Genomic DNA, 13,568 nt, shown 5'->3' with positions numbered 1-13,568 from the left:
AAAAAAATTAATTAGTTGAGATGCCGCCCCACCGCATGTTGCACCAGACCGTTTTTCAGCCAGGGCAAGCTGCCGGTAAGGGAAAGACCCAGGTTGCGCGCCAGCTTCAGTGCCGGGTTACGATTGTTGAACAGCTTCTGCAGCCCGTCGGTAACCAGCTGCATCGCCAGAATGTCCGCCTTGCGCGCCCGCTCATAGCGACGCAGCAGGAAATAATCGCCGCAGTCCGGCTGAGGGCCACGATCCTTCAGCACTTTCGCCAGCTCCCGTGCATCCTGGAAACCCAGGTTGACGCCCTGCCCGGCAAGCGGGTGAACGTTGTGGGCGGCATCACCGATCAGCGCCACCCGGGATTTGATCAGGTGTTCCAGGTGCAGCAAGCGCAGGGGAAAAGCCGCAGGCTTGCTGAGCAGCTTTAATTCTCCCAGGGCGCTGAGGCTCGCTTCCTGCACCTGATGGCAGAACTCATCCGGCGGCAGCGCCATCAGCTCGGCAGCACGTTCCTCGAACGCCGTCCAGACGATAGAAATACGGTGGCGCACCGGAGCGTCGGACGAGGGCCCCCCGAAGGGGGATCGGCCAGCGGAGGGGATGCCAGCGGCCGCGACCGGTGCGCCCGCATCCCGCTCCGGGGTCGCATCCCCAGAGGGGCCCCTGCTCTGCCCTTCGCGGTCGCCCGGCAATGGCAGGAAGGCCAGCACACCATCGCCGCGAAACCATTCCCAGGCCGCATCGCCATGAGGCAGTTCGGTTTCGAAATTGGCGATCACCCCCATCTGGCGGTAGGGCGCAGGCTCGGCATCCATTCCGGCCTGCGAGCGCACCCAGGATTCCCGCCCATCCGCTCCCACAATCAGCGGAGCGTGCAATTCGCGGCCATCTTCCAGGCGCAGTACGGCGATTTCTTCCTGCAACCTGAGGCTGACGCAGCGTGCCGGGCAGAACAACTCGAGGTTTTCCTGCCGCTGCAGCGCCTGCCACAGGCCGTACTGCATATGGCGCACTTCCGCGATAACTGCCAATTCGGCCAGCCCGGATTGATGGGCATCGAAATCCAGATTAGCTTTCCCGTCATCGCCGTAGATATGCATACCCAGCACCGGGGCAATGCGGGCGGCATCGAATTGCTGCCAGGCCCCGCTCTCGCTGAGGAATTCGATGCTGCCCGGACTGATGGCATAGACCCGGCTGGTCCACTCAGGCGATGGCGCAGTCGGCGCCACGCTTTCCACCAGCGCCAGCTTCAGCCCACTGTCCTGCATCGCCTGGGCGAATGATGCACCGACCAGGCCGGCGCCCACGATAATTATGTCGAATTGGTCGCTCATGCCACTCACCCTGCCCCCCCCATAACCGCCTCGATCTCGCTTACCGTTTTCGGCGCTGCCAAGGTCAGAACTTCGCAACCCTGGGCCGTCACCAGCACGTCATCCTCGATGCGAATGCCAATATTCCACAGATGTTCCGGCACACCCTCGCCGGGCCGGATGTAACAGCCGGGTTCGACGGTCAGCACCATGCCCGCCTCCAGCTTGCGCCACTCTCCGCTTTTCTTGTAGTCGCCCACGTCGTGCACATCCATCCCCAGCCAGTGACCGGTCTTGTGCATGTAGAAGCGCTTGTAGTCACCGGATTCCAGCAGCCCGTCCACACTTCCCGTACACAGGCCAAGATCGATCATGCCCTGCACCAGCACTTGGAGGGCAGCCTGGTGCGGCTCGTCCCAGCTGGCACTAATTTTGACGGTATCGATTGCCGCCGCCTGTGCCGCCAGCACCATTTCGTACACGTCTTTCTGCGCAGCGCTGTAGCGCCCGTTGACCGGAAAGGTGCGGGTGATATCGGCGGCGTAGCCATCCAGTTCGCAGCCGGCATCGATCAGCAGCAGATCGCCATCCCTGAGTCCGGCACTATTATCCACATAATGCAGCACACAGGCATTGGCGCCTCCCGCTACAATGGATGAATACGCTGGTGCCTGCGCACCTTGGCGGCGAAAATCATACAGCAATTCCGCTTCTATTTCGTATTCGTGCCGCCCTGGTCGGACCTGCTGCATGGCGCGGCGATGCGCGGCGGTGGAAATTTCGGCAGCGCGGCGCATGGTAGCGATTTCCTCGGTGCATTTGATCAGTCGCATTTCGTCCAGCAGCACGCGCACGTCCCTGATTGCGGACGGCGCGACAATACCGTTGCGCACCTCGGCCCGCACCGCGTTGAGCCAGCCCACTGCCCGCGCATCCCAGGCGCTGTCGGCGCCGAGATGGAAATGCAGGCTAGGCTGGTCTGCGAGCAGCTTGGTCATCATCTCATCCAGCATCGCGATGGGATAGGCCTCGTCGAAACCAAAAGTCTCGCGCGCCGCCTCCGGGCCATAGCGAAAGCCATCCCAGACTTCGCGCTCGGCATTTTTCTCGCGACAGAACAGGATGCTTTTGGGTGCAGCTCCGGCGACCAGAACCAGCACCGCGTCAGGCTCGCCAAAACCGGTCAGGTAGTGGAAATAGCTGTCGAACCGATAAGGATAACTGCTGTCACGGTTACGAGGGCGCTCAGGTGCAGTGGGAATCACCGCCACGCCTTCCTGCATCTGTTCGGCCAACCGGCGGCGGCGCTGAGTGTAGCTCGGGTAATTCATCATGTCCTATTCAGAGAGCGCTTTCTGCCTGGAGTTCCGCAACAAGTCGTCCAGTTCCTGCAGCCTTTGTGGCGTGCCGATATCCAGCCACAAGCCGCGGTGATGCTCGCCACCAACCCGTCCTGTAGCCATTTGTTCGCGTAGCAGCGGGGCGAGTCTGGCCTTCGCTCCATGGGCAATCGCCGCAAACAGCTCGGGGCGGTAGATCCCTATCCCGCTGAAAGTCAGTTTGTGCTCGTCATCGCCCAGCACCTTGCCCTGCCTTAATGCAAAATCCCCATCGGGATGGTGATCTGGATTGCCCACCAGCACCAGCCAGGCTGAAAACTCACCCAGTTCACGCGGCAGGGTAGTGAAGTCATAGTCGCAGAAAATATCGCCGTTGACCACCAGAAAAGGTTCAGGCCCCAGCAGCGGCATGGCGTTGGCGATGCCCCCGGCGGTCTCCAGCGCTTCAATCTCGTGAGAATAGCGTATGCCCACCCCGAAACGACTGCCGTCACCCAGGGCCGCCTCGATCTTTTCACCGAGGTGAGCATGGTTGATGACCAACTCCGTGAAACCGGCCCGCGCCAGCCTTTCGATGTGCCATACGATCAGCGGCTTGCCGCCGGCCTCCAATAAAGGCTTCGGCGTATCATCAGTGAGCGGCCGCATACGCTCGCCGCGCCCGGCGGCGAGGACCATGGCTTTCATAATGAGTGAACCGCAGAGGACGCAGAGGAAAACCAAACAAAAGGAATGGCAATTGCCTTACCTCCGAGTCCTCTGCGTCCTCCGCGGTGGGAATTCAAAATGTTAACCCTACCTGCACCACACGGTTCTCCAACTCGTCCAGCAGCTTCAGCAGCGGATGCAACTCGCGGTAGCGCTCGCACGCCTTGCGCAAGTAAGCCATCACCAACGGCATATCTTTCAGGTAGTTTTCCTTGCCGTCACGATGGCAAAGCCGGGCAAAAATTCCCAGTACCTTGATGTGGCGTTGCGCACCCATCCATTCGAAATCGCGGTAAAACTCGGCAAAATCGCGCGACACAGGCAAACCGGCTTTCTTCGCCCTTTCCCAGTAGCGTATCGTCCAGTCCAGCAACCGCTCCTCCTCCCAGTGGATATAAGCATCCTTGAACAGGGAAACCAGATCGTAAGTAATAGGTCCGTACACCGCATCCTGAAAATCCAGGATACCCGGCTCATCGCCGTCTACCATCAGATTGCGGGAATGGTAATCACGATGCACGAAGACCTTGGGTTGCGCCAGGTTATTCTGCAGGATCAGGGTGAAAACTTTGTCCAGCATTTCTGCCTGAGTGCTGGAGAGCTCTGTTCGCAAGTGCTTGCTCACATACCAATCCGGGAACAGCCGCATTTCGCGCAGCAAAAGTGCTTCATCGTAGTCCGGCAGTACGTCCGGGCGACTGGCAAGCTGGATGTTGATCAGGGCTCCGGCGGCGGCGGCATATAAAGCATCCGCCGCTGCCACGTCCTGATTCAGCGCATCCAGATATGTGGTGGCGCCCAGATCGGTCAGCAGCAAAAATCCCTGCTGCAAGTCTTGCGCCAGAATGTGGGGCGCGTGGACACCCGCATTCCGGAACAGCTCCGCCACATGGATGAAAGGACGACAATCCTCGTGCTCCGGCGGCGCATCCATCACGATCAGCGAGCGATCCGGCAGACTCACCCGAAAGTAACGACGGAAGCTGGCATCGGCCGACGCCGGGGCTAGCGCATAAGATGTGCTAGGAAATTGTGGCTTCAGCCAGTTTTCAAGTAATTCAAGGCGGTCCATTTAATCTCGCATTGCGTAAAAGCCTAATTTGTGCGATTTTATCACCGATACCTGCCCAAATAATAACGAGCGCACAAGATGGCCTCGATCCGCGTCCATTTGGCGCTGACCGAGGCTGTTGCCATATTGTAGAACATGAAAAAACCTTTCCGCGAACAGCCACTGCCGCATAGGGCCGGACTATTCCATGACTTCCGTCCGACGCCGCTTGCATTCGCCCTGTTCTGGCTGTTCCCTGCCGCATCGCAGGCCGCACTGAGTCTGCCACCACTCCAGATTGACCCCGTTCTGCTACAGCCAGCGCCCAAGGCCGTACCGGCACCAAGACGCGAACCTGTCACCGCACAGCCCCCTGCTGCTCCCGAGGCGACAAGCCCCGTGGCTCCGGTCGCTGAAATCCTTACCGCACCCATAACAACACCTGCCCGGACAAGGCAGGATATCCAGGAGAGCGAGCAAAAAACCAAGCCCACGCCGAAATCCGTTGCCATTGCGCAACCGACCGAGGCCGAAGTGGCCGCAGCACCTGCGGCACTCGCCCAGAAAACGGAAGCCCCTCCCCTGTCACTCAAACCAAGCCGGAGCCTGACCTTGAACCCACCGTCAGGCACGCCATCCACGCCGGTTTTCATCGGCGGGATGCGCATCCAGGGCCATCATGATATCGAGACAGAAGCCATAGGCGAAGCGGAACTGCGCCAATGGGGCCAAGTCATCAGCGCCGATCTGCTGCGCTACAACAAACCCGAAGATGAAGTTTTCGCTAAAGGCAATGTGCGCATCGAACAGAAGGGCGACATTACAGAAGGGCCCGAACTTAAACTCAAACTAAAAAGCAAGGAAGGCTACCTGCAACAGCCGGTTTTCCAACTGACCCAGCAGAAGCCGGCAGGGCGGGGCGACGCGACGATACTGTTATTCGAGGGAGAAAACAAATACCGGCTGGAGGACGCCCGCTACACAACTTGCCAAGCCGGATCTGACGACTGGTACCTCCACGCCCGAGATCTCGAGATTAACCGCACCACTCAGGTAGGAACGGCAAGCCACGCCTACATCGACTTCATGAGCGTGCCTATTCTCTACACGCCGTGGATGAGTTTCTCACTCAACAGCGAGCGAAAATCCGGCATCCTCAGCCCGAGCTTCGGCAGCACCGCCAATAGCGGCGCAGAGTTTTCACTGCCCTATTACTGGAATATCGCACCCAACCGCGACGCCACCCTCACCCCCCGATTTATGACCCGGCGCGGCATGCAGCTGAAGAGCGAGCTGCGCTACATCGATCCATATTACGCCGGGACTGCGAACCTGGAAGTCCTGCCCAACGACCAAGTGGCCAACCTGGATCGCAGCTTCCTGTCTCTGAAACATAACCACAATCTGGGCAAAGGCTGGACGGGGATGCTGAACCTGGAGAGGGCCTCCGACGACAATTATTTCAGGGATCTGAGCACCAACATCGGCGTCACTTCACAAATCAACCTATTGCGTGACGGCATGCTTTCCCATGTAGGCGCCTATGAGAGCATGAACTGGAATTTCTCGGCGCGCTCGCAAAGCTTCCAGACCCTGCAGGATCCAGCAGCGCCGATCGTCACCCCTTACCGCCGCACTCAGATGCTGTTGAACGGAGCCCGCACAGTCAGCTGGAGCGGAAATAATTTTGGTCCGGGAGCAGTCCTGGCGCTGAACAGCGAGCTGGTCAACTTTTCCCACCCCACGCTGCCTAACGCCAGGCGCTTCAGCCTGTACCCCAGCGTCAGCCTCCCGCTGACCCCGATTTACGGTTATATCACCCCGAAGATCGGTTTGCACAGCACCAGCTACAGCTTCGACAACAGCACCACTACACAGCCCGACATTAACCGAACCCTGCCGATTTTCAGCGTCGACAGCGGTCTGTACTTCGAGCGCGAAATCAACCTGTTCGGCTCGGATTATCAGCAGACGCTGGAACCCCGGCTGTTTTATGTTCGCACGCCTTACCGTGACCAGAGCCAGATTCCAGTATTCGATTCCGGTGACATCGGATTCGGCATTCCCCAGATATTCTCGGAAAACCGCTTCGCCGGGGTCGACAGAATCAGCGATGCCAACCAGGTCACGCTGGGAATCACCTCCCGCTTCTTCGAAGAGACTGGCATCGAGCGCCTGCGCGGCACACTCGCTCAACGCTACTACCTGAGCCTGCCCCAAGTCACGTTACCTGGGGGAACGCCCCCCGTCAGAAAGTATTCCGACCTGCTAGCCTCTATCGGCGGCCGGATCACGAATGCACTGACGCTAGACAGTTTGTGGCAATACGATCCCGAGTTGAAACAAACCGGCAACTTTTCACTCACCGGCCGCTATCTGCCTGCACCGGGCAACATCCTCAATGTCAGCTACCGCTACACCCCGGCCACCCCTATCGCCCCGATCGGCATCAAGCAGATCGACGCCTCCGCGCAGTGGCCTCTGACCGGACGCTGGAGCGGGCTGGCCCGATGGAACCATTCAATACTGGATAGCAAGAATCTGGAAACCCTGGCCGGTCTCGAATACAATGCAGGTTGCTGGGCGTTCCGGGCGGTCGTGCACAGTTTCACCACCACCACTTCACAACGCAGCGACTCGATTTTCTTCCAGCTGGAGCTGAACGGAATCGGCACTATCGGCTCGAATCCTTTAGACGTGCTCAAACGCAATATTTATGGCTATACCCAAACCACAAAAATCTCTAATGAAAACAACATTCCAGAACCCCGTTAACCATATCCTGGCAATCATGCTGGTTTTTTTCCTGGCCTCCGCTCACGCTGCCGGGAACGACCCCGCGCGACCCTCGACTCCGGCTCAGTTGGTCGGCCGCATCGTCGCCGTGGTCAACAATGAAGTCATCACCCAGTTCGAGCTCAACGACCGGATGCGGATCGTCATGCAGCAGTTAAAAAAACAGGGTACGCCTCTGCCGCCTCAGGAAGTGCTGGAAAAACAGATGCTGGAACGTATCATCACCGACCGGGTGCAGTTGCAATTTGCCAAGGAAACCGGCATACGCGTCGACGACCTGCAACTCGACAAAACGCTGCAACGGATTGCCCAGGAAAACAACATGACCGTGGAAGCCTTCCGCGGCGCATTGGAAAAGGACGGCGTCAGCTTCGCCAAATTTCGCGAGGAAATCCGCGACGAAATAATTCTCGGCCGCCTGCGCGAACGCGAAGTGGAAAATCGTATCACCGTCAGCGACGGCGAAGTAGAGAACTTCCTCAGCAGCCGCGCCGCTCAAACCGGCGGGGAAGACGAATTCAACCTGGCGCACATTCTGGTCCGCGTGCCTGAACAAGCCAGTCCGGAACAGATACAGAGCAAGCTCGCACATGCCGAGAAGGCATTGGCTGAACTGAAAAAAGTGGACTTTGCCCAAGTGGCCGCCAGCTATTCGGATGCGCCGGATGCCCTGCAGGGTGGCGTACTTGGCTGGAGAGCCGCCAGCCGCCTGCCGGCCCTGTTCCTGGAAACGGTCAACGGCCTGAAACCGGGTGAAACCAGCGCCGTGCTGCGCAGCCCGAACGGCTTTCACATCCTCAAGCTGCTCGACAAGCGCAGCAAGGGAGGAGCACTGATCGTGCAAAAAACCCATGCGCGCCACATCCTGATCAAGACCAGCGAAATCGCCTCGGAAACCGATGCCAAGAACCGCATGATCCAGCTCAAGGAGCGCCTGGACAACGGCGCCAATTTCGCCGAACTGGCGCGGCTCCACTCCGAGGATGGCTCCGCCTCAAAAGGCGGCGACCTCGGCTGGCTTTCACCCGGTGAAACCGTACCCGAATTCGAACGCGCCATGGATGGCCTCAAACCGGGAGAGACCAGCGCACCAGTCAAGTCGCCTTTCGGCTGGCACCTGATCCAGGTACTGGAGCGCCGCTCGGAAGATGTCAGCAAGGAACGGCAGACTCTCATGGCGCGCCAGGAAATCCGCGCCCGCAAGGCCGACGAGGCCTATGAGAACTGGCTGCGTCAGCTGCGCGACCAGGCTTTCGTCGAATACCGGCTGGAAGACAAATAAGGTCCCGAGTTAAAAGTGCCGAGCCCTGAGTAAAACCCTCTGCGACTCGGCACACAGGACTCAGCACACAGGACGCCGGACTTTGAACTCAGCACTCAGCATTCCAGTCATCGCACTCACCGCAGGCGATCCGGCTGGCATCGGCCCGGATTTGTGCGTACTCCAGGCACAGCAGAAATCAGCCGGATCACGCATCGTCGTTATCGCCAACCGCGGCCTGCTTGTCGAGCGCGCCGCACAGCTGGGACTGCCGCTCGAACTGGTAGACTTTTCTCCTGCCGCTGCCGCGCCGGACAGAGATGGCGTGCTGGAAGTGCTGCACCGCGACCTGTCCGAACCCGCCATTGCCGGCAAGCTGAACCCGGCTAACAGCCGCTATGTGCTTGACACCTTGTCGGCAGCGGCGCACGGTTGCCTGGCCGGCACCTTCGACGCTATGGTCACTGCCCCGGTACACAAGGGCGTGATCAACGATGCCGGCATCCCTTTCACCGGTCATACCGAATTCCTGGCCGAGTTGACCGGAACCCCGCAAGTCGTGATGATGCTGGTCGGCGGCGGTCTGCGTGTGGCGCTGGCCACCACCCACCTGCCACTCAAGGATGTTTCCGCCGCCATCACCCGGCAAAGCCTGGAACAGACTATCCGCATCCTGCACCGCGACCTGAAGCAGCGCTTTGCATTGGCGAACCCGCGCATTCTGGTCGCAGGACTCAACCCCCACGCCGGCGAATCCGGCCATATGGGGCGCGAGGAAATCGACGTTATCGCTCCGGTATTGAAATCGCTGCGCGCAGAGGGCATGGATCTCGCCGGGCCGCTGCCCGCCGACACCCTGTTCACCCGCCATCAACTGCTAGGCTCCGACTGCCAGCTCGCCATGTACCACGACCAGGGGCTGCCGGTGCTGAAGTTCGCCAGCTTCGGCGGCGGCGTCAACGTCACCCTGGGCATGCCTATCATCCGTACCTCGGTAGACCACGGCACCGCGCTGACGCTCGCCGGCACCGGCAAGATCGAGAGTGGCAGCCTCACGGCAGCGATTCAACTGGCGCTGGAAATGGCACACAATCAGAAAGCAGGCAGACCATGAGCGGGCATATTCCACGCAAACGCTTCGGCCAGAATTTCCTCACCGACCAGAGTGTCATCCAGTCCATCGTCCGCACCATCCACCCTCAGCCCGATGACGTCATGGTTGAAATCGGCCCTGGCCTGGGTGCGCTCACCGATCCGCTGCTCAAGATCCTGCCCCACCTCCATGTGGTGGAAATCGACCGCGACATCATCACCCGGTTGCAAAATAACTATCCAGCGGCAAAACTTACGATCCATGCCGGCGATGCGCTGAAATTCGATTTTTCTACGCTAGGGGAGCGCATCCGCGTAGTCGGCAACCTGCCCTACAACATCTCCACGCCCATCCTGTTCCACCTCAGCGAATACGTCGGCAACATCATCGACATGCACTTCATGCTGCAGAAGGAAGTGGTGGAACGCATGGTGGCTGCGCCCTCCACATCGGAATACGGCAGGCTGTCGGTGATGCTGCAATACCGCTACGCCATGGAACTGATATTCATCGTACCGCCGGATGCTTTCCACCCGGCGCCCAAGGTTGAATCTGCCATCGTGCGCATGATCCCCTACGCGGTTCTGCCGCACCCTGCAAAGGATGAAGCCCTGTTCGGCGCCATCGTCACCGCCGCCTTCGGGCAGCGGCGCAAAGTCTTGCGCAATACGTTGAAAGCTTATCTGGATGATGCCGGATTTACCGCGCTGGGGATTGATCCTGGGTTGCGGGCTGAGAATTTGGGGGTGGGGGAGTTTGTGGCGATTGCCAATTACTGCGCGGGGTAGCTGTAGCTTGGTTTTGTGCGCTTCGCGAATGTTTTAGGTGCCGGGGGCAGCCCGGCAGCTGTACACCTTTCTTGCTTCGCCAAGAAAGGTGTACCAAAGAAGGCGACGCCCATCCACCGCCCCTTCGGGGTTCCCTGCGCTGCTCGCCGAACCGGGCGGCTGCGCAACTCGCCCTAGCAGGGCACACACCCCGTGCCCTGCCACGGTGCTCAGACAGTGCTCGCCGACTTCCCCCGGCTCGGCTGTGCTGCTCGGCGGCGAATCAAGGGGACGAAAAGCACACCCCATCCTCATCCTGGCCTTCCCCTTGAAGGAGAAGGAATATAACACCAACAACAACCCCCTCTCCCCAACAGGGAGAGGGCTGGGGAGAGGGGGAGCACTGGCGAGAATCGCCCACAAGACCTAATTCCCCTTCTGCGCCGCTTCGGTTTGACGGTCAAATTGGGATGAAGGCGAGCACTGTTCGAGCTCCGCAGCAGCTTGCGGTTTGTGCAAGCTGTCAGGGCGAGTTGCGCAGCCGCCCAATTTGGCCGTCAAACCGAAGGTAGCCCGCAGGGCCGGCGCGGCAGGGTGCCCTTTTGTTTGGTTACTTGTATTTTGGGCAAGCAAAATAAAGTAACCTGCTGCCGGGCAGCCCCCGGCATCTAAGCATTTGCGCTTAGCGCACCTTATGCAGCACCCCTTTTCCCCGGATTCCGCTTCACTCCATCCAGGCTACTCGCTCATCAGACTCCGCCGGATCGCCCTCTTCCACCTCGCCAGACGCCTTCGCTTCATGACATTCAGTTGACTTCTTCCAGCGTAATCTTACAATCCCCATAAGTCCCGCCTGCCCCGCGGTTCAGTCCAACAAGGTTTATCCGCCGCCAATATGCTGCGGCGCTCTTGCAGGATTGGGAGGGGCGGCGGATAAACGCTATTCGTTAGACTTCGAACCGGAGAACCAATATGAGATTTTCTTTCGCAGACTACCAGTGGACTTTTTTTTTGTGTGCTTTGCTTGTCCTGCCACTCCCTGCAAAAGCGGAGTGGATGGATGGGAAACAGTTACACATCCTCTATAGAGCGTTCTCTGCTCCTGCGCAGGGCCAATCTGATGCTGCGCGCGAAGCCAGTGCGATGTATCTCGGTTACGTAACTGGCGTAGTTAATGCAACGGACGCTTTGGCTCAAAACAAAATCTACTGCTTACCACCACTTGGTGCAGGCACATCGAATGAACAGCTTGCTCACGTGGTTGGCGCGTATATCACCGCACATCCGGCGGAGCAGAATGAGCCCGCCATGCTGCTAATCTTCAAGGCGCTGAAGAATGTGTTCCCTTGCCGTTGAGATAATTGGCAACCATTTGCCTAACTCGCTGTTAGAGAGGGACGCTCCGCCAGCAAGCTTCGCTTGCTGTTTCCGCGCTCCTCAACGCCCACGTTAGACCTCTATGACCAACGGCCACGGAATCGAAACCCCCGTGCCATTGGGGTCAGCTTCGCATTGTTTTTTCTCTTGAATCAATCATGGATTTCCTCTGCCAGACCGACAAGTGAGATCGCTTCGATGTCTTCCGCTAAACGATAACGCTCCTGGCCGGGGTAAACGACGAATTTTCTCGCGGGTTTAAGGTCGGCACAGGCGGCATAAAATCCGCGTTCCACCTTGGGGGCAAGGCTGCGCTTGATTTCGATGGCCCACAGGCGATCATCCGGCCAGGCCAGCAGCAGGTCGATCTCGGCACCGCCGCTGGTGCGGTAAAAATAGGCTTGCACGTCGCCTTTGCCACCCCCTTGCGCAGCGGCGATCAGGTTCTCAATGACAAAGCATTCCCAGCTTTGACCGACTACAGGGTGGCCGAGCAGGGATTCCTTGTCCGGGATGCCTAGCAAGGCATGAACCAGTCCGCTGTCGCGCACATACACCTTGGGGGATTTGACCAATCTCTTGCCTAAATTGGCATGCCAGGGAGGCAGGCGGCGCACCAGCAACAAATCCACCAGCAAATCCAGGTAGCTGCCAGCGGTTTTGACGTCCACACCCAGATTGCGAGCCAACTGCGACGTGTTCAGCAGGCCTCCCTGATGGTGGGCAAGCATGCCCCAGAAACGGCGCAAGGTTTCGGCAGCAATGCGTGGGCCGAACTGGGGAATATCCCGCTCCAGGTAGGTGCGGATGAAGTCTTGCCGCCAGCGCAGGCTGCGGGCGTTATCAGGAGCGAGCAAGCTTTCAGGAAAGCCGCCACGTACCCACAGCACATCGGTTGGCAAGTGCTGGGTTTCCAGCACTTGAAAGGGCGTAAGCTCAAGATAGGCGATACGCCCGGCCAGCGTTTCGCCGGTCTGCTTGAGCAGGTCGAGGGAAGCCGAACCCAGCAGCAGATACAGCCCGGCCCGCCGTCCGGCACGGCGGCTCTGGTCAATGAGGCCGCGCAACGCGGGAAACAAGCCCGGGGCACGATGCACCTCGTCGAGAATGACCAATTTGTCTAGATGGTCAGCCAGATAAAGTTCCGGCTGGGCAAGCTTGGCCCTATCCCGCTCGGATTCCATATCCAGATAAAGCGCGTGCCGGTCGTTGGCGTTGACTATCTCCAAAGCCAGCGTGGTCTTGCCCACTTGGCGCGGCCCCAGCAGTGCCACGGCGGGAGAATGAGCGATGGCATCGGCGAGTTGAGTACTGAGAATTCTGTTAATCATCCTTGCAATTATGGAGTTTCATTCCATGAATTGCAAGGATGACTGACCATGATGTTACTCTCTCGGCTCGAACGGGCCCCAAACGCCTTACTCGAGCTGCCTACCGCTCGATAAACTCAATCTTGTACCCATCCGGGTCTTCGACGAAGGCAATCCACGTCGCCCCGCCATGCAGCGCCGGGCCGTACACCACCTTGCCACCCTTGGCCGCAATTGCCTCGCAGGCCTTGCGAATATCACCAACGGCAATCGCCACATGGCCGTAGCCAGTGCCCAACTCGTAGCTCGACACCCCCCAGTTGTAGGTGAGCTCAATCACCGCACCCTCGGATTCTTCACCATAACCTACAAAGGCTAAAGTGTACTTTCCGTCCGGGTATTCCTTGCGTCGCAGCAGCTTCATGCCCAGCACATCAGTGTAGAAAGCGATGGATTTATCCAGGTCGCCGACGCGGATCATGGTGTGCAGAATTCTCATGCTTTTTCTCCAACTAAGTCAGTCAAGTTAAACCAGCGGGATACCCCCTTTGAAAAGGG

General features: G+C 59.0%; 11 protein-coding genes. 5 read left to right on the top strand and 6 right to left on the bottom strand.

Annotated elements, in window-relative coordinates:
• Window positions 1-11 precede the first annotated feature (11 nt).
• The 4 genes from SCT_RS10550 to SCT_RS10535 all read right to left on the bottom strand — a co-directional run bounded on the left by SCT_RS10550 (window position 12) and on the right by SCT_RS10535 (window position 4,427).
• The gene (locus SCT_RS10550; protein WP_059422673.1) at window positions 12-1,328 is read right to left on the bottom strand and encodes a UbiH/UbiF family hydroxylase; all 1,317 of its coding nucleotides are present in this window, start codon (window positions 1,326-1,328) and stop codon (window positions 12-14) included.
• A gap of 5 nt (window positions 1,329-1,333) precedes the next feature.
• On the bottom strand, window positions 1,334-2,641 hold the full coding sequence (locus SCT_RS10545; protein WP_059422671.1) for an aminopeptidase P N-terminal domain-containing protein: 1,308 nt from the start codon (window positions 2,639-2,641) through the stop codon (window positions 1,334-1,336).
• Window positions 2,642-2,644: 3 nt separating this feature from the next.
• Complete coding sequence (murU, locus tag SCT_RS10540) at window positions 2,645-3,334, bottom strand: N-acetylmuramate alpha-1-phosphate uridylyltransferase MurU (RefSeq protein ID WP_059422668.1); 690 nt, start codon at window positions 3,332-3,334, stop codon at window positions 2,645-2,647.
• 94 nt (window positions 3,335-3,428) lie between these two features.
• The gene (locus tag SCT_RS10535) at window positions 3,429-4,427 is read right to left on the bottom strand and encodes an aminoglycoside phosphotransferase family protein (RefSeq protein WP_059422666.1); all 999 of its coding nucleotides are present in this window, start codon (window positions 4,425-4,427) and stop codon (window positions 3,429-3,431) included.
• Window positions 4,428-4,562: 135 nt separating this feature from the next.
• On the opposite strand from SCT_RS10535, the gene lptD reads away from it, so the two are divergent.
• The 5 genes from lptD to SCT_RS10505 all read left to right on the top strand — a co-directional run bounded on the left by lptD (window position 4,563) and on the right by SCT_RS10505 (window position 11,679).
• Entirely contained in the window at window positions 4,563-7,181 is a 2,619-nt protein-coding gene (gene lptD / locus SCT_RS10530; RefSeq protein WP_059422664.1) for an LPS-assembly protein LptD, read from the top strand.
• Window positions 7,153-8,484: a peptidylprolyl isomerase gene (locus SCT_RS10525; protein ID WP_059422661.1), complete on the top strand. Its 1,332-nt coding sequence runs from the start codon at window positions 7,153-7,155 to the stop codon at window positions 8,482-8,484. Before lptD ends, SCT_RS10525 begins: the two co-directional genes overlap by 29 nt.
• Before the next feature lie 82 nt (window positions 8,485-8,566).
• Window positions 8,567-9,577: a 4-hydroxythreonine-4-phosphate dehydrogenase PdxA gene (pdxA, locus tag SCT_RS10520; RefSeq protein WP_059422659.1), complete on the top strand. Its 1,011-nt coding sequence runs from the start codon at window positions 8,567-8,569 to the stop codon at window positions 9,575-9,577.
• Window positions 9,574-10,344 (top strand): 16S rRNA (adenine(1518)-N(6)/adenine(1519)-N(6))-dimethyltransferase RsmA, encoded by a 771-nt coding sequence (gene rsmA / locus SCT_RS10515; protein ID WP_059422657.1) that lies wholly within the window; start codon window positions 9,574-9,576, stop codon window positions 10,342-10,344. Before pdxA ends, rsmA begins: the two co-directional genes overlap by 4 nt.
• A gap of 951 nt (window positions 10,345-11,295) precedes the next feature.
• On the top strand, window positions 11,296-11,679 hold the full coding sequence (locus SCT_RS10505; RefSeq protein WP_059422653.1) for a Rap1a/Tai family immunity protein: 384 nt from the start codon (window positions 11,296-11,298) through the stop codon (window positions 11,677-11,679).
• A gap of 173 nt (window positions 11,680-11,852) precedes the next feature.
• Here the strand turns inward: SCT_RS10505 and SCT_RS10500 are convergent, their stop codons facing one another.
• A complete protein-coding gene (locus SCT_RS10500; RefSeq protein ID WP_059422648.1) occupies window positions 11,853-13,031 on the bottom strand; it encodes an ATP-binding protein in 1,179 nt (392 codons plus the stop codon).
• 100 nt (window positions 13,032-13,131) lie between these two features.
• Window positions 13,132-13,509 carry a lactoylglutathione lyase gene (gene gloA, locus SCT_RS10495; protein ID WP_059422646.1) on the bottom strand — a complete coding sequence of 126 codons (378 nt, stop codon included), beginning with the start codon at window positions 13,507-13,509 and terminating at the stop codon, window positions 13,132-13,134.
• Window positions 13,510-13,568: the final 59 nt, after the last annotated feature.

The sequence above is a fragment of the Sulfuricella sp. T08 genome (genome assembly GCF_000971475.1).
GTDB lineage: Bacteria > Pseudomonadota > Gammaproteobacteria > Burkholderiales > Sulfuricellaceae > Sulfuricella.
This window is presented reverse-complemented; position numbering and strand designations above follow the sequence as displayed.